The organism is Culicoidibacter larvae, from assembly GCF_005771635.1.
GTDB lineage: Bacteria > Bacillota_I > Bacilli_A > Culicoidibacterales > Culicoidibacteraceae > Culicoidibacter > Culicoidibacter larvae.
Genome location: NZ_VBWP01000001.1, coordinates 82,019 through 99,748, shown reverse-complemented (window position 1 = coordinate 99,748; position 17,730 = coordinate 82,019). Strand labels below are relative to the sequence as shown.

Annotated in this window: 17 protein-coding genes; 15 read left to right on the top strand and 2 right to left on the bottom strand. The window is 40.8% G+C overall.

Annotated elements, in window-relative coordinates; all coding sequences use genetic code 11:
- Positions 1-262 precede the first annotated feature (262 nt).
- From FEZ08_RS00590 to FEZ08_RS00560, 7 genes are all read left to right on the top strand, one after another.
- Positions 263-1,405, top strand: coding sequence for an ABC transporter substrate-binding protein (locus FEZ08_RS00590; RefSeq protein ID WP_138189757.1), 1,143 nt, complete (start codon positions 263-265; stop codon positions 1,403-1,405).
- Between the two features lie 22 nt (positions 1,406-1,427).
- On the top strand, positions 1,428-2,303 hold the full coding sequence (locus FEZ08_RS00585; protein WP_138189756.1) for a branched-chain amino acid ABC transporter permease: 876 nt from the start codon (positions 1,428-1,430) through the stop codon (positions 2,301-2,303).
- A 4-nt stretch (positions 2,304-2,307) separates the two neighbouring features.
- Positions 2,308-3,288 (top strand): branched-chain amino acid ABC transporter permease, encoded by a 981-nt coding sequence (locus tag FEZ08_RS00580; RefSeq protein ID WP_138189755.1) that lies wholly within the window; start codon positions 2,308-2,310, stop codon positions 3,286-3,288.
- Positions 3,288-4,064, top strand: coding sequence for an ABC transporter ATP-binding protein (locus FEZ08_RS00575; protein WP_138189754.1), 777 nt, complete (start codon positions 3,288-3,290; stop codon positions 4,062-4,064). Before FEZ08_RS00580 ends, FEZ08_RS00575 begins: the two co-directional genes overlap by 1 nt.
- A gap of 1 nt (position 4,065) precedes the next feature.
- Complete coding sequence (locus tag FEZ08_RS00570) at positions 4,066-4,770, top strand: ABC transporter ATP-binding protein (protein WP_138189753.1); 705 nt, start codon at positions 4,066-4,068, stop codon at positions 4,768-4,770.
- 103 nt (positions 4,771-4,873) lie between these two features.
- Positions 4,874-6,736, top strand: coding sequence for an LTA synthase family protein (locus FEZ08_RS00565; protein ID WP_138189752.1), 1,863 nt, complete (start codon positions 4,874-4,876; stop codon positions 6,734-6,736).
- A 65-nt stretch (positions 6,737-6,801) separates the two neighbouring features.
- Complete coding sequence (locus tag FEZ08_RS00560) at positions 6,802-7,251, top strand: pyridoxamine 5'-phosphate oxidase family protein (RefSeq protein WP_171014856.1); 450 nt, start codon at positions 6,802-6,804, stop codon at positions 7,249-7,251.
- Positions 7,252-7,333: 82 nt separating this feature from the next.
- Here the strand turns inward: FEZ08_RS00560 and ald are convergent, their stop codons facing one another.
- Positions 7,334-8,440: an alanine dehydrogenase gene (gene ald, locus FEZ08_RS00555; RefSeq protein ID WP_138189750.1), complete on the bottom strand. Its 1,107-nt coding sequence runs from the start codon at positions 8,438-8,440 to the stop codon at positions 7,334-7,336.
- Positions 8,441-8,557: 117 nt separating this feature from the next.
- Positions 8,558-8,911, bottom strand: a complete 354-nt coding sequence (nrdI, locus tag FEZ08_RS00550; RefSeq protein ID WP_171014855.1) for a class Ib ribonucleoside-diphosphate reductase assembly flavoprotein NrdI — start codon at positions 8,909-8,911, stop codon at positions 8,558-8,560.
- 144 nt (positions 8,912-9,055) lie between these two features.
- Here nrdI and FEZ08_RS12310 point away from each other — a divergent pair, with 144 nt between their 5' ends.
- From FEZ08_RS12310 to ychF, 8 genes are all read left to right on the top strand, one after another.
- Positions 9,056-10,168: a M15 family metallopeptidase gene (locus FEZ08_RS12310; RefSeq protein WP_199287981.1), complete on the top strand. Its 1,113-nt coding sequence runs from the start codon at positions 9,056-9,058 to the stop codon at positions 10,166-10,168.
- 7 nt (positions 10,169-10,175) lie between these two features.
- Complete coding sequence (locus FEZ08_RS00540; RefSeq protein WP_138189748.1) at positions 10,176-11,126, top strand: hypothetical protein; 951 nt, start codon at positions 10,176-10,178, stop codon at positions 11,124-11,126.
- A gap of 39 nt (positions 11,127-11,165) precedes the next feature.
- On the top strand, positions 11,166-11,480 hold the full coding sequence (locus FEZ08_RS00535) for a hypothetical protein (protein ID WP_138189747.1): 315 nt from the start codon (positions 11,166-11,168) through the stop codon (positions 11,478-11,480).
- Between the two features lie 14 nt (positions 11,481-11,494).
- On the top strand, positions 11,495-12,478 hold the full coding sequence (dusB, locus tag FEZ08_RS00530) for a tRNA dihydrouridine synthase DusB (protein ID WP_242003448.1): 984 nt from the start codon (positions 11,495-11,497) through the stop codon (positions 12,476-12,478).
- 20 nt (positions 12,479-12,498) lie between these two features.
- The gene (locus FEZ08_RS00525) at positions 12,499-13,266 is read left to right on the top strand and encodes a CPBP family intramembrane glutamic endopeptidase (RefSeq protein ID WP_138189745.1); all 768 of its coding nucleotides are present in this window, start codon (positions 12,499-12,501) and stop codon (positions 13,264-13,266) included.
- Between the two features lie 118 nt (positions 13,267-13,384).
- A complete protein-coding gene (locus FEZ08_RS00520) occupies positions 13,385-15,070 on the top strand; it encodes a glycoside hydrolase family 13 protein (RefSeq protein WP_138189744.1) in 1,686 nt (561 codons plus the stop codon).
- Between the two features lie 12 nt (positions 15,071-15,082).
- Entirely contained in the window at positions 15,083-16,429 is a 1,347-nt protein-coding gene (locus FEZ08_RS00515) for a serine hydrolase domain-containing protein (RefSeq protein WP_138189743.1), read from the top strand.
- A gap of 68 nt (positions 16,430-16,497) precedes the next feature.
- Complete coding sequence (gene ychF / locus FEZ08_RS00510) at positions 16,498-17,598, top strand: redox-regulated ATPase YchF (protein ID WP_138189742.1); 1,101 nt, start codon at positions 16,498-16,500, stop codon at positions 17,596-17,598.
- Positions 17,599-17,730 lie beyond the last annotated feature (132 nt).

Here is a 17,730-nt window from a genome sequence, read left to right as displayed (position 1 = left end):
ACGATAGTGTTTTCATGTGGTAACATTTAAACAATATCAAAAAAGGAGCGGTTTTGGATGCAGTGTTCACATAACAAAATAAATCAAGCAGTCATTATTTTATTATATGAAACCAGGATCTGAAACTAATTTGAGTTTGAGTCCTGTTTGGCGTAAAATAAGGGCTCAAATGAAATGTAAAAATTTTTAAAGGTAAGCCCTTATTGCAAGGACTTACCTTTTTTTGTTATATAAAAATCATATTTTAGAGGAGCGTAAATTTATGAAGAAGTTATTGGCAGGAGCAGTTACAGCTGCAATGGTATTAGCGGGATGTAGCAGTCCTTCAGCAAATGGAGATACAATTCGGGTTGGAGCAAATTTTGAATTATCCGGAGCAGTATCTAGTTATGGGAGCGCTGAGCTCGAAGGTGTGAAGCTGGCGGTTAAAGAAATAAATGCTGCCGGTGGTGTATTGGGTAAGCAGATTGAATTGGTAGAAATGGATAATAAGTCTGATCAGGCTGAGGTAACGAGTGTTGCAACCAGACTTGCTACGCAAGAAGGGGTTGTAGCGATTGTTGGTCCAGCAACGAGTGGCAATGCTAAGGCAGCGATTGCGGTCGCCAATCAAACCGGGGTGCCAATTCTTACTCCATCAGCAACGGCTGATGATGTAACCAGTGATGCTGCCGGGAATGTTCAGCAGTTTGCATTTCGGAATTGTTTTCAAGATTCATTTCAGGGACAAGTTATGGCAAAATTTGCTAGTGAAAATTTAAATGCTAAGACCGCAGCGATTATTGCTGATAATTCTAGTGATTATGGAAAGGGCTTGGCAAAAGAATTTGCTGCCGCATTTCCGGGAACAATTGTTGTAGAAGAAAGTTTCTCAGATGCGGATAAAGATTTTAGTGCGATTATTACTAAGTTGAAAGATCAAGAGTTCGATGTTTTATTCATTCCTGGTTATTATGGTCAGGCTGGTTTAATCATCAAGCAAGCAAGGGCCGCAGGTATTACGGCACCAATTATTGGTGGTGATGGATTTGATTCTCCTGAACTGGTAAATTTGGCGGGAACTGATGCTTTAACTGATGTTTATTTTTCAGCGCATTTCTCTACTTTGAATGAAGATACCAAGGTTACTGATTTCATTCAAGCATTTGAAGCAGAATACAATAAGAAGCCAAATGCATTTAATGCTTTAGCCTATGATGCGGTTTATATGATTAAAGATGCAATTGAGCGCGCCGGTAGTGCAGATGCAGCAGCAGTAAATGATGCCTTGGCACAGACAAGTAACTTTCCGGCGGTGACCGGAGTGATTTCTATTGATAGCAATCATAATGCGGTGAAATCAGCGACAGTTATCAAGTTAGAAAATGGTCAAGAGGTATCAGCGACAACTGTGGATGTTGATTAGTCATATGTAAAGAGGTGGAGATATGGAACAGTTTTTTCAGCAGCTTATTAACGGATTGTCGCTCGGCAGCATTTATGCGTTAATTGCTTTAGGATACACAATGGTTTATGGCATTATTAAGCTTATTAATTTTGCTCATGGTGAAGTATATATGATTGGCGGTTATGTAGGTTATTTTGCAATCGCGGTTTTGGGATTGCCGGTGCTTCCGGCAATCCTCATCGCTATGGTCGTCTGCGCGGTAATCGGGGTGCTCATCGAGCGCGTCGCTTACCGCCCACTTAGAAAGGCACCACGGATTACGATGTTGATTACTGCTATTGGGGTTTCTTTCTTGCTCCAGTACACGGTGATGTTTTTTGTTGGTCCGGATGTGAAGACGTTCCCGCAGATGACGAATCAGGTTTTTGATATTTTTGGTGTTTTGATTAATGAGCAGCAGGTGTATATTCTGGTCATTACTGTGGTTTTAATGTTGATTTTGCAGTTTGTTGTGAAGAAGACCAAGATGGGTCGGGCAATGCGGGCTGTAAGTGTGGATCCGGAGGCGGCTCAGCTTATGGGTATTAATATTAATACAACGATTTCATTTACTTTCGCTATTGGTTCGGCACTGGCAGGAGCAGCAGGAGTGCTGGTTGGGCTGTATTATAATTCGATTGATCCGCTGATGGGTGTGACGATGGGATTAAAGGCCTTTATTGCTGCAGTTTTTGGCGGGATTGGTATTATTCCCGGCGCGATGCTTGGTGGTTTTGGCATTGGTTTTATTGAGATTTTTGCCAGTGGATATATTAGTTCTTTAATTAAAGATGGCGTGGTGTATGGATTGCTGATTTTGATTTTACTGGTTAAGCCTTCTGGTTTGCTGGGTAAAAATGAGAAAGAGAAGGTGTGATTTGATGCTACAGAGAAAAACAAATTTAAAGATTCAGATACTGTGGATTATTTTGACACTGGTTATTTATGGCGGCGTACAGCTTTTAATTATGACTAATGTTATTAATATGTATTATCAGATTACCTTAATTACCATTGGTATTAATATTATTTTGGCAGTTGGGCTAAATTTGATAATTGGAATTGCCGGGCAGTTTTCTTTAGGACATGCTGGTTTTATGTCGATTGGTGCTTATGCTTGTGCAATTGTAACAATGCGGATGCCAACATTATTAGGGTTTGCTTTAGGAATTTTAGTTGGTATTGTGGTGGCTGGGATTGCTTCGTTGCTGATTGCGATACCGACGTTGCGCTTGAAAGGTGATTATCTGGCAATTGCGACATTAGGATTTTCCGAGATTATCCGAATTGTGATGGTTAATGGCGGAGATTTGACAAATGGTGCTGCCGGCTTGAGCGGAATTCCGGTTTTTACTAGCTGGCCATTGTTGTTTATAGGTATTGTAATTGTCATTCTGATTATTGTTAATTATGTTCGAAGTAGTCCGGGGCGGGCGACAAAGGCGATTTGCGAGGATGAGATTGCCTCGGAGTCGGTTGGTATCAATACGACTAAATATAAGACGATAGCGTTTGTTATCGGAGCTATGAGTGCGAGTCTGGCTGGTGCATTTTATGCATCGTATTTCACGGTTATTAAGCCGGAGAATTTTGGTTTTATGAAGTCTTTGGATATTCTGATTATTGTTGTGTTTGGTGGAATTGGCAGTATTACCGGGACAATTATTGCAGCAATCTTGCTGGGAATAATTAATATTTTCTTACAGTCATATGGTGTGCTGCGGATGATTTTGTATGGTGTTATTCTTATTGTGATAATGATTTTCCGTCCAGGTGGTTTGCTTGGTAAAAAAGAATTTCGTTTATCAGCAGTTTATGATTTTTTTAACCGGAAATTACGACGCAGAGAGGAGCAAAGCTGATGTCTGTATTAAAAGTTGAAGAACTTAGTAAGCAGTTTGGTGGCCTTATTGCGGTTGATAATGTTTCGATGCACATTGAAAGTGGCGAGTTAATTGGCTTGATTGGTCCCAATGGAGCTGGAAAAACGACTTTGTTTAACTTGCTGACCGGTGTGTATGAGCCAAGTGCTGGTGATATTTGCTTCATGGTGGATGAGCGGGAAAAGCGTTTAAATGGCCTGAAGCCATTTAAAATTACTGATTGCGGGATTGCCAGAACTTTTCAAAATATTCGCTTATTTAGTCAAATGAGTGTAATGGAAAATGTTTTAATAGCAATGCACCCTCATTCAGGTGAAGGTGTATTTTCAAGTATCTTACGCTTGCCGCAATTTTATCGTAAAGAAGAAAAGTTACGGGAAGAAAGTTTACGCCTGCTTGATTTATTTCAGTTAGCTGATAAGGCTGATCAGTTGGCTGGTAGTTTGGCTTATGGTGAGCAGCGATGCTTAGAAATTGTGCGGGCATTGGCAACTAAACCAAAATTGTTGTTTCTCGATGAGCCGGCAGCGGGAATGAATCCGAAGGAAACGAATCAACTGACGCAGCAAATAAGCAAGATACGAAGTGAGTTTGGCATAAGTATTATTCTTATTGAACATGATATGTCACTGGTTATGGAAGTCTGTGATCGTATATATGTCTTGGATTATGGTAAGTTGATTGCCGAAGGGGAACCGGAGGAAATTAGAACCAATCCGATAGTGATCAAAGCATATTTAGGGGAGGAGTTTTAGCATGTTGCAAGTAGAGAATTTAGATGTACATTACGGTGCGATTCAAGCTTTGCATACGGTGAGTTTAGAGGTACGTCAAGGTGAGATTGTTAGCCTTATCGGTGCTAATGGCGCCGGGAAATCAACCTTTTTAAAGGTGCTTTCCGGCATTCATTCGGCGAGTGCCGGAGTGGTGACTTTTGAAGGGCAGCAGACGACAAAGTGGACGCCCCAGCAGTATGTAAAAAAAGGTATTGCTTTGGTGCCGGAAGGGCGGCGAATTTTTAAGCAAATGACAGTGCTTGAAAATATTGAACTGGGTGCTTATTTACGTCGTGATCATGAACAATGTAAAAAAGATATTGAAACGATATATGAGCGTTTTCCAATATTGTTTGAGCGTAAGCATCAGAATGCTGCAACATTGTCTGGCGGTGAGCAGCAGATGCTGGCGATTGGCCGGGCATTAATGTCAAAACCGAAATTATTATTGCTTGATGAACCATCAATGGGTTTGGCACCAAACTATATTCGACAGGTATTTGAGTTGATTCAAGAAATAAATAATGATGGAACAACGATTTTGTTGATTGAACAAAATGCTAAGATGGCTCTTTCTATTGCTGATCGGGGATATGTTCTGGAAGTTGGTAAAGTTGTTTTGGAAGGGAGCGGTGCTGCATTGCTGAATAGCGAAGAGGTGCGTGAAGCGTATTTGGGCGGGTAATACAAAGTGATGAACTGTTAAAATGAGACTAAGCGGATTTTGCAATATGCCAACTTATTTGATATAATCATCAGAGATATTATTCAATTGGTGGGACTTCAAAATGCAAAAATTCTTTAAGCAATACGGGTGGATTGTAATCTGCGTGGTTTTTGCCTCAATTCTGCCGCTGATAACTGAATGGATAAGCCGTAATGATTTGTACGCAGCAGTGCTGTGGGAACAAACACATTTGTTATTATATTTATTTGTTATATTAGTGGAACTTATATTAATCTTCATTGTTTATTTTGTAACAAGTAGTTTTTTTGCGGGCTTAATTATTCCGACGTTACTTACAATGGTTATGTCAGTTGTTAACTATTTTAAAATTTTATACAATGATAATCCTTTTTCGATGTGGGATTTGACGCTTTTATCAGAGTTTGGTGATGTAAGCGGGACGGTCGAATATAATATTACCAGTTCAATTATAATAAGTTTGCTTATTTTTGTTTTAGCAATTGCCGGTATTGTTTTTGCAGTGCGTAAGCAATATATTGATATTCCCAAAATAAATATTAAGAAACGTTTGGCTGGGGCCGCAGGGTTATCAATTGTTTTCATTTGTATATTCCAATTTTGTTTATTTAATAGTTCTGTGAACGCCTTGCTTGGATTTGATTTCAATCTTTGGAGTACTAAAGAGTTTTATGCTTCTAATGGATTTATTCCATCTTTTACATATGGGATAAAAGATTTTCTTGAGGTTTCAGTGAGTGATCCGACACCGCAAGGTTCGGAGGTAACGGAAGCGCAAGAGGCGTTTTTTGCTGAAGAGCAAAAAACGGAGGTTCGGCCGAATATTATTTTGATTTTGAGTGAATCGGAAAGTGATATTAGTAAGTTTGAGGGCTTTACTTATTCACAGGATCCAATGGCTTATACCAAGCAGCTTGCCAGTACTGATGCCGCGCATTTAGCCGATATGTTGACGCCAGTGTATGGTGGTGGTACCTCGAATGCTGAATACGATGTCTTGACGAGTAATTCAGCTTTGGATTTACCCTATGGCGTGAACGCCTACAAGCAAAGAATTAAGCAACCGATGTTTTCGATAGCTCAGCTTTTGAAAAAATATGGTTATGATACTACTTCAATTCATCCGTTTATGCGTAAGTTCTGGGATCGTGATTTAGTGCACCCTAATCTTGGGTTTGACGAGTATCTTGCTTCAGAAAGTTTTACTGATCCGCAATATGTTGGAAATTATATTTCTGATGATGATTTTGCTAATAAGATTATTGAAACTTATGAGGCGAAGCGCACTTCTGGTAATCCACAGTTTATTTTTGGCATTTCAATGGAAAATCATATGGATTGGGATAGTAGTAAGTTGAATGAGGATAATCCAATTAAGGTTATAGACCAAGGACCGCTTTCAGATGATGAGAAAATTCAGGCTGAGGTGTATGGGCAAGGCGTTTATGATGCCAATAAATCATTGGAGAAGTTAGTGAATTATTTTAGCAATTCAGATCAACCAACAATTATTGTTCAGTTTGGTGACCATTTGCCAGCCTTTTCAAGTGTTTATACTGCTTTAGGTTATGAGAAAACAACTACCGGAGTTGAGCATAATTTACTATACTACACAACACCAGTGTTATATTGGAGCAACTATGGTGCAATTGATTTAGATGATAAAAATTATATTGCTTCAAATTATGTGGCGCCATATCTGATTAAGGAAAGTGGTTTGCCAATACCGCCATACTACGATTTCTTATTTGAGATGGAAGAAACGGTAGGTATGCCGATAAGAGGCATCTATATAGATCAAAACGGAAATGAAGTTTTAATGAGTGAAGCAGGTGAAGATTACCGGGCAACATACCAATATCTGCAAGGGTACTGGTTATTCCAAGATAAGACATTTATGACCAAAGAGGAAGCAATTCCACCGATAACTAAAGAAAATGAGTAATCTGAAATCGTTAGATTACTCATTTTTTAATGTTGTATGCTATAATTGGGGCGAGGTGGACTATTATGGAAAAAGAACGAGCGCTCGACAGAATGCGAACAATTATGCGTGATGTAGCAGTTGCGGAATTTTCAACGATTGGTCAAGATGGCTTTCCTTATACACGGGCAGTAGTTAATGTTGCCAGTATTCGGGACTATCCGGATTTAACATCGTACTTGGAATTATTTCCTAAGGATGAGCTTTTTGTTGTCAGCGAAGCAACAAGTGAAAAGATGAAACAAGTAAGAGCAAACAATAAGGTTTCTTTGTATGTATTGAATACATTGACTTATGAATGGGTTATGGTCGGTGGCATTGCCGTTGAGCTTAAAGATCAGGCAATTAAGGAACATATGTGGCGGAGCAGATGGAAGACAACATATGTAAATCCTGAGGATCCTAATTTTGTGGTGATTAAAATTAAGGCAAAATTTATTCGATTCGCCAATGAGACTATTTATTTGAATGATTAAAAAAGAAAAGCGCGGGGCTTCCGAAATGAGCCCCGCGCTTTTTAAAAGGTAGCTGTTCTAAAAACAGCTGCCTTTTTTCTTCCTATAATAAGTCTTCAAGTGGTGTATAGGTTTTGTTTTGTGATTCAGCAACCGGAAGACTTGTCAGTTTGCCTTTGTAGGTGTTGACGCCAAGTGCTAATGCGTTTGAATCGCGAACTGCGTCAATGCCTGCCTTCGCCAGTTGTAAAATGTATGGATGGGTTGCATTGGTTAAGGCGTAGGTAGAGGTTCTGGCAACCGCACCAGGCATGTTAGCCACAGCGTAGTGGATAACATCATGTTTGATGTAAACCGGATTGTCGTGGGTTGTTGAATGGTCGATGGTTGCGATTGAACCACCTTGGTCAATTGCAACGTCAACAATGACGCTGCCCGGTTTCATGGTTGCGACCATTGCTTCACTGACAAGTTTTGGTGCAGCGGCACCGGGAACAAGTACGCCGCCAACCAGCAGGTCAGCCTCTTTGACGTGTTCGGCGATAGTGAACGTACTGGAAACAACGGTGTTGATGCGGCCGGCGAAGATATCGTCTAAGTAACGCAGGCGTTCAATGTTGGTATCTAGTAAGGTAACTTTTGCCCCGGTTGCTACGGCCATTTTAGCAGCGTTGATTCCAACGATACCGCCACCGATGATGACTACATGGGCACCGGGAACACCAGGAACGCCGCCAAGCAGAATGCCGCGGCCGTGGTTAGGTTTTTCAAGGAAGTGCGAACCGATTTGAATAGCCATACGGCCGGCAACTTCACTCATTGGTTGCAGCAATGGTAAAAGTCCGTTATCAAGCTGCACAGTTTCGTAAGCAATTGCAGTTACTCCGGCTTTAAGCAGTTCATCAGTTAAGTCCGGTACTGGTGCTAAGTGAAAGTAGGTGAAAAGAATCTGACCTTCGTAGAAATATTGATATTCAGAAGGTTGTGGTTCTTTAACTTTGATAACCATGGCGGCTGCCCAAGCGGTTTTGGCATCACTTATTTGTGCCCCAACTTTTTTGTACTCAGCATCATGAATTTCACTGCCAAGTCCAGCGCCTTGTTCCACGTAGACGGTATGACCGGCAGTAATCAGACTTTGCACAATGGCAGGTGTGATGGCTACCCGGTTCTCGTTGTTTTTAATCTCCTTTGGAACTCCTATTATCATAAAATCACCTCATTTAAATTTGTTACCATTATAGCAGTGATTTTTTTGAATTGCAAAATTTTCACTATTTAAGCGAATAAAAAGAGCGGCCCATTAGGCCGCTCTTTTTTAAATTTTCTATAAAGCTTTTACCGCATCAACAAATGTAGTAACGTCTTCATCAGTTCCTTCTAATTCAAAAACATGAATCACAGGAACGTCATATTCTTCAGCGATTACTCGGGCAGCAGCGCCGTATGAGTCACCCCATGCTAAGTCGCCGCTGGCAGCTACGCCACGGATATAATCTTTGTGCTCGTCTAGGAATAATGTTAATTCGTATGGTGCTTCACCGTCACCAGTTGTTGGTGTCACCACTACGAATGGTTGATCTATAGTTTCGTCTCCGGTAACAACCTCAAAGGTTTCAAGTCCGGTTTTTTCTACGAATGTAGCTACGTTGCCAGTTTCAGAATAAAATACAACAAGCATGTTTTCATCTCTCCTTTTTATCATATACTCTCATAATAGCGAAAAAGTGATAAAAATGTCTAATAAAATGCTCATTGTTTTGGTCAAGAAAGATTTGAGGTATAAGTTGTTTCCTTGTATAATAGTGGTTATGAGGTGGAAATAATGTCAGATACGAATCAACGCAAAAGACGAAATAAACGAAGTAAATTAAATATGAAGCGAATTGTTATGGTGGCATTAGTTGCCATTATTGTTGTTGGCGGAATTGGCGGGACAGCTATTTATTTTGGAATTATTGCTCCGGCAATGGCAGCTGCTGAGCTTGAGAATCAAAAAACTCTTGATGAATATGCAGCAAAATATACTGAGTTGCAGCCACGGATTGCCAATGACAAGTTTAATGATGAAGAGAAGCAAGCGGTTAGTGCGGCGGAGACGACGTTTAAAACAGCTTTGGATAATAAGGATGTGAACGCAGTGCCAACATCTTATACAAGTTTGGAGACTACAGTAGTGACTGCAGAAAAACGGATAAGCAATGATGTGGCAGCAGCATCAATGACTGATTATCAGGATGTCTTTAATATGCTCAAGAATCATGATTTAAGTGATTTTACAGCAGATGAGGAAGCGGCAGTTCAGGCCAATATTGCAAAGATGCAAGCGGTACTGGATAATAAGCAAGTTGATTTGTTGGAGACAACAATCAATGAGCTGGCAGCCAGCATTGATGCGCATTATATGGTGGAGAATGATGTAGCAATTACCTATAAAAAGGGTTTGATTATTGCTAATAAAAATAATTGTATGCCAAGTAGTTACGCACCTGGAGAGAGTGCTCAAGCAGCGGTAGCATTTAGCCAAATGGCTGCTGATGCCGCAAATGAAGGATTGTCGCTAAATGATTTTAGCACTTATCGCAGTTATAGCGGGCAGAAGTCGTTGTATGATCGTTATGTGGCAGCTGATGGTCAAGAGGCGGCTGATCGCTATAGTTCGCGGCCGGGCTGCAGTGAGCATCAGACCGGGCTTGCTTTTGATATTGGCGGCAGTAATTCAGCAGCTTGGGCAGAGACAACTTTTGATGATACCGAGGAAGCTATTTGGTTAGCAAACAATGCTTATAAATATGGGTTCATTTTACGATATCCACCGGGAAAAGAGTCAGTGACCGGATATATGTATGAGTCATGGCACTACCGCTATGTTGGTGATATTGCGAAAACTATTTATGATAGTGGAAAAACACTAGAAGAATATCTGGAAGTGGAGTAAACGTTTTATGTCAAAAAAGTATATTATAGCGTTGATTGGAATTGTTGTTCTGGGCTTAGTTGTCGGCGCGGCTTTGCCGCTGGTGACAACCTGGTTTCACCAAAATCAAGACCCAACCTACAAGATTGCTGAGCAGATTAGTGCTAAAACCGGCTATCAGATTTATTCGCCCGATCGCGAAGAGAAGGATAAGCAGCAATTACAGCAACTTGTTAGTGAGCAGAGTAATAATTTTTATAAGCAAACAGAAGAGTTGTTTGGTTATTCGCAAGCTGATTTTCAGGCTGTTTTAGTTGATGCGCCTAAGAATCGGACTTTGTTTTCCCAGCTTGGAGATCCTTATTATTATGCCATTTATGAGTTTGATAATTATCAAACAGCAGATAGTTTTATGACGATGAGTCAATTGTCGATGCAGGGCTATGTTGTTGGTTTTGGTAATTATGTTTTATATATGCCGCTTATGTTTGATGCATCCGGAACAGCTATTGATAAGGTTGCCGATCAATCAATTATTATGGCGGAGTTTGTAAATGAGATTTTGGTACTTGAACCGGAGACTCGGAATGTTATTGAGAATGAACAAATGAAACAAAGTGTTGCGGCAGTGTTTGGCGCAGATAAACGGGCACAGGATGCCGGACAGAAAGAGGCGTTGGTGTTTACCAATACTGTTAATAATGTGACGCAGTTCAATAACTTTATTATTTATGAGCAAGCACTGAGCGGGGTTACAAATTATGCTCGTTACGCTGAAAGCGGAACGAATCGACCGTACCATATTATCATGTTTAATGATGATGCGACGGCAAAGACAAATATGGAACAGATTTTGGCTTATGCAGATAAGTTTAATACCAAGATGTATTGTGTGCAAAAGGGCAATATGCTATTATTTTTCTTTAATGCAAATGAGCAAGATGCACAAAACTATGTTGATGCATTTCTTGGGCAGTAATAGTATGCTATAATTGGCAGTGAAAGCGGGGTTGAAGAAATGGCGCGTGGACAGGAAGCAGGAAAACGCAGAAACCGAAAAAAGAAAACCAAAATACGGCTGGATCGTATTTTGATTATTTTAGGTGGAATTGTTGTTGTGATAGTGCTGTTTTACTTTGTTGCAACCGCACTTTTTGGCGGCGGTGCGGAACCACCGCAGCCGGGAACGAATACAACTACAAATGTGACCGATAATAACAACGATGATGAGGAAGAGGACAACAGTATGGTGCAAACAATTCCCAATACTGCGGTTCCGATTACAATTGAACCGGGAACTGGTACTGAAAGTAGTTCCAATACGAATGAATAATGGGTGGAAATAACGTGACATATAAGATTAAAGATATAACGATAGATAATCCGATAGTACTGGCACCGATGGCCGGAGTTTGTAATGCTGCCTTTCGCAGTATTATCAAACGATTTGGGGCTGGACTCGTTTATGCGGAAATGGTCAGCGATAAAGCAGTAGTTTATCAAAATAAGAAGACATTGGATATGCTTTATGTTGCTGAGGATGAACATCCTATGGCAATGCAGATTTTTGGTGGCGATAAGGAAACGTTTATTGAAGCGGCGAAGTTCGTTGATGCCAATTGTGATTGCGATATTATTGATATTAATATGGGATGTCCAGTGCCGAAGGTGACGAAAAATGAAGCGGGAGCGAAGTTACTTTTGGATTCGGATAAGATTTATGATATTGTTTCCAGTATTAATGCGGTGACATCGAAACCGGTGACGGTGAAGATGCGGATTGGCTGGAACGCCGATACGATTAATGTGATTAATAATGCGAAGGCGGTTGAGGCAGCCGGAGCAAGTGCGGTAGCAATTCATGGGCGGACGGCGAAGCAGATGTATACCGGTAAGGCTGATTGGTCGTATGTGAAGCAAGTTGTCGACGCGGTTAATATTCCAGTTTTTGGGAATGGTGATATTAAAACGCCGGAAGATGTGAAGCAGCGACTTGAGGAAACCGGAGCGCAGGGAATTATGATTGGTCGGGCTTTCTTGGGGAATCCTTGGCTTGCCGCACAAATCAATGAGTATTTGACAACCGGGACGTATCGCAAAAAAATTTCGCCGACAGAGAAGTTTATTGTGGCGAAAGAGCACCTTAGAGAGCTTAAAGCTCTAAAAGGTGAACATTTGGCGGTGCTAGAAATGCGTGGGCATATGGCATGGTATATTAAGGGCTTAAAAGGCAGTTCGCGAGTGAAGGAATTACTGATGCAACAAAAGACTGAGCAAGGTATGATTGGAATTCTTGATGAATATGAAGAATGGCTGAGTAAAGAAGACTAAAATAAAGGTGGAAGCATAATATGAACGAAAAACTAAAAGTAAGTCAATGGATTAGAATTGCAGCGGCGGTTATCATCTATTTTGGTACAACTGAACTGATGTTGTTAAGATTACCGGTAGATTATTTTTTACTTAGTCTGGTTGATGCTGGGGTTATCAGTTTAACTTTGGCAAATAGTGCTTATATGTTGGCTTTGTATATTTGGATTACTGTTCCGGGAGTTATTTTAGTTTTCTTTAAGTTGCGTTCGTCGGCAAGACAATTGAGCAAGACTTGGTACTGGATAGGTATTGGCTGGTTTGTTTCAATGGTTGCTGCGTTGTTAAGCGGAATGATTGTGTCGATGTTTACTACCGATCAATCAGCGAACCAGTCAATGCTGAATGAGGCAATGAAAATAGCACCGGTATTAACAATTTTGCCAATTGTATTTGGTGGGCCGATTATTGAGGAAATTATTTTCCGTTATGCTTTACAAGATGTATTCTTTGGTGGTTTCTTTGATTTAATTTTCCATAAATTGTTTAAACTGAATCCTGATTCAAAAGCTTATCGAATTGTCAAAGCCGGCATTACTATTTTTGCCGCAGCGATATTGTTTGGGTTGATTCATGTTATTGGTGATGGTAAAGGTGATTACATCTACTTGATTACTTATGGAGCGGCGGGAATTGCTTTGGGATTGATTTATCAATTTTCAAATAAAAACCTTCTTGTTGCTATGGGTGCACATATGCTCTACAATATCACAAGCGTGTTGCTAACTTTATTGATGGGTATTGCCTGATTATATGATTTTTTAAACCCGCAAGAGTTTGACTCTTGTGGGTTTATTTTTTCTCCATAAAAAGGTTTTTGTGCTATGATAAGAGTATAATTTTGTTTATAGATACGGAGTTGGGATTATGGAAAAGAAATGGTGGCAAAGTGCAGTCGTCTATCAGGTTTACCCAAGAAGTTTTTATGACAGCGATGATGATGGTGTTGGTGATATTCGTGGGGTTATTGAGAAGTTAGATTATATTGATGCATTGGGGGCGAATGTTATTTGGCTGAATCCGATTTTTCATTCGCCAAATGATGATAACGGTTATGATATCAGCGATTTTTATGGAATATCGCCGATTTTTGGAACGATGGATGATGTTGAAGAGTTAATTCAGAAAGCTCATTTACGCGGTATTAAGATTATTTTTGACTTAGTGATGAATCATACTAGCGATGAGCATCCTTGGTTTATTGAGTCCCGTTCGGCGCAGTCGAATTTTTATCGTGATTTTTATATTTGGCAGGATGGCGGACCGAATGGTGAACCCCCGACTAACTGGGAAGGTTTTTTTGGCGGTTCAGTTTGGGAATATGATGAAGTGAGTAAGCAGTATTATATGCATTTGTTCAGCAAGAAAATGCCGGATTTAAACTGGACCAATCCAGATGTTCGTGAGGCGATTTATGATATTGCCCGATTCTGGAGTAATAAAGGAATTGATGGCTTCCGAGTGGATGCAATTATTCATATTGCTAAGGACATGACTTTTCCGCAGGCAGAGAATTTGACTGAGCGCCCATATGTTTTAGCTGATGAATATTATGCTAATCTGCCTAAGGTTCATGATTATGTGCAAGAGTTTAATCGTGAGGTTATTGCCCCTTCTAATCATTTGATGACTGTTGGTGAAGGTTCTACCGCAACTGTTAGTGAAGGAATTAAGTATAGTGATCCGGCACGTAAAGAGTTTGATATGATTATTACTTTTGCTCATTTGAGTTTAGATTATGATTATTCCGTGACTTATGTGCCGCCGAAGTGGGCAACAAAGCCAATGGATTTGAATGCTTTTAAGGCTAAAATGATGGAGTGGCAGCACGGCTTGTTTGGTAATGGCTGGAATACTTTATATTGGAATAATCATGATATGCCACGTGTGGTTTCACGCTTTGGTGATGTTGGCGAGTATTGGAAAGAAAGTGCCAAAATGTTGGCAACTTTAATGTATTTACAATGGGGAACGCCATATATTTTGCAAGGTGAGGAACTGGGGATGACTAATACTAATTATAGCGATATTAGTGATTATCGTGATGTTGAAGTATTTACTTTGTATGATCAGGCGGTTGTTCGTGGCGGTAGAAGTCATGATGAAATTATGACGATGATTCACGACCGTTGCCGTGATAATGCGCGTACGCCAATGCAGTGGGATGCGGCGGAGCATGGTGGTTTTTCTCATGTAGAACCATGGATAAAAACCAACGAGAATTATAAAACTATTAATGTTGAAGCGGAAATGAATGATCCTGATTCGATCTTGAATCATTATCGTAAAGTATTACAGTTGCGGCATGATTATGAATTATTTATTTATGGTACGGTGGAGTTAGTCCTTGAAGATGACGAGCGCGTATATGCTTATATCCGTGAATATGAAGAAGAGCGAGTATTGGTAATTTGTAATTTCTATGGTACCGAGCGTGAAATTCCTTTTACATGGGATGTGAAGGAAGTAATGCTAAGTAATTATGATTTGAAAACAGCAAGTGCGGGAACGTATTTGTTACGTCCATATGAAAGTATTGTATATAAGTTGTAAGGAGCTCAGAGCATGAAAGAGTTTAAGATATTTACTGAACAATTGATGAAGGATTATAGCGCTGCCGGTTTAAGGGCGGCGCTCTTTACAAAAGATGGCACAATTAAGTACCAGCGTAGTTTTGGATATCGAGATATTGATGAGCAACGACAAATCAGTGCTGATAGTTTGTTTGGTGTTGCCTCAGTTACTAAGTCATTTACTGCACTTGCGATTATGCAGTTGGTTGAGGCAGGTCGAGTTGAGTTAGATGCACTGGTCTCAGTATACATACCCGAGTTTGAAAATAAGCGCGGAGTTACAGTCCGTCATTTGCTCAGTCATAGTGGCGGCTTTTTTCCGCAACATCGAACGACAGTTTATGAGGTAGCGGAGAAGCTGGGACTTGAACCGCAGGTTGAAGATTTAGCATTTAGTAATGAGTTGGCTATGGCCGGAAGTAAGGAAATATGTCGACTTTTAGATGCAGCAACTGAGTTTTGCGGGGCACCGGGAGCATTTTTAAGTTACAGCAATGATGGCTATGGCTTACTGACTGAAATTGTGCGGCGAGTTAGTGGATATGAAACCTATGCAGCTTACTTGGAAGCTTGCATATTGAAGCCGCTTGGTATGACGCGTTCTACTATTGCGATGTTGGCACCGCAGCATGACACCGATGTAGCGACGCTTTATTGGAACGAAAATGGTGAACTGAAAAGTACGCTCGATTTTTATGATAATGCTTTTGTTATGATGGGTGGTGGCGCGCTGAAGTCGACACTCAATGACTTGATGAAATATGTGTGTATGTACTTGCATGGTGGTGTCACTCAAAGTGGTGAGCAATTGTTGAGTCAGGCAGGCATTGAGCAGATGAGCGCGCCGGCAATTCGTTACAATGCTCAGTCGAATTATGGATTTGGTTTGGCGATTGAAACGATTGGCGGGCAGAAGTGTGTCGGTCATGGCGGCGGCTTGACCGGGGTATCGTCGCAGATATTATGGTCAGCGGAGGTTGGCCTTGGTGTGGTTGTGCTGTGTAATACATCGGCAGTGCCGGTATCACTTGTTGCCAGCCGTTTGCTTGCGCTTGGTCTTAGTGCTGAGATTGTAAAGCCAGAATATAGTTTTATTGAGGATGCGGGCTTCATTGAGCAAGTTGCCGGGGTATACGCCAGTGATGAGGAAGATAGTTGTGTGCAGGTTGTTTTTGATGAAGAAGGGCTTCGGGTGTGGTTAGGTGCGACGGTTTATCCGGCGCGCCTAACCGATCGGTACCAGGTAGTGATTGAGAAGCCTTATAGTGATGTGGTTCTGGAGTTTAATCAGGAACATCGTTGGGTGCGTTTAGGTGGGCGGTTGCTGCCTAAGCAATAGGTTGTTTTCTTTTGCCGGGTTTTTTAGTATAATAGGTGAGAAATGTAAAGAGAAGGCGGTTTTTATTTATGGCTTTGACAGCTGGAATTGTTGGTTTACCAAACGTGGGGAAGTCGACATTATTTAATGCAATTACTAAGGCGGGTGCACTTGCGGCAAACTATCCGTTTGCGACGATTGACCCGAATGTTGGTGTTGTTGAGGTGCCGGATGAGCGGTTACAAAAATTAACGGAGTTGGTGAAGCCACAAAAGACGATACCGACTGCTTTTGAGTTTACTGATATTGCCGGATTAGTGCGTGGTGCTTCTAAAGGTGAAGGTTTAGGGAATCAATTTTTAGCACATATTCGTCAGGTTGATGCAATTTGTGAGGTTGTTCGTTGTTTCGAAGACCCGGATATTACTCATGTTGATGGAGATATTGATCCGATTCGTGATATTGAAACAATTAATCTGGAACTTATTTTTGCCGATATGGATACTGTTGAAAAACGGATGAAGCGTTTAGCAAAGATGGCGCAAATGAAAGATAAGGATGCAGCGATTGAATATCCGGCGTTAGAGCGGATTAGTAAAGCATTCGAAAATAGTTTGCCGGCTCGTACTGTTGAATTGAATGAGCCCGAGTGGAAATACATTCGTCAACTGAATTTGCTGACAATTAAACCGATTTTATATGTAGCAAATGTTGCTGAAGATGAAATTGCTAATAGCGATAATAATAAACATGTGCAAGCGGTTCGTGAGTTAGCTGCTAAAGAAGGAGCGCAAGTTGTGGTTATTTCCGCACAAATTGAAGCTGAACTTTCTGAGCTTGATGATGATGAACGTGCTGAGTTCTTAGCCGATTTAGGTGTTGAGCAAAGCGGGATTGAAATACTTACGCGAGCTGCTTATGACTTGCTCGGACTTGAGACTTACTTCACTGCCGGCGTGCAGGAAGTTCGCGCATGGACTTTTGTCAAAGGAATGAAAGCACCAGAGTGTGCCGGGATTATTCATACTGACTTCGAACGCGGCTTCATCAAAGCTGAAGTAGTCAGCTACGATGACTTATTAGCGACAGGTGGTGAAACCGGAGCGCGAGCAGCCGGGAAATACCGCATTGAAGGTAAAGAGTATGTGATGAAGGATGGGGATGTTGTTCATTTCCGTTTCAACGTCTAAAATATTGAGAAACGCCTCCATTCGTTGAAAACCTGCAAAAGTTTATTTGGCACGTATGTTTAGATACGCTTCGCATAAACTTTTGCAGGTTTCCTTAGAATGAGAAGCGTTTTCAAATATTTTTTGTTAGTG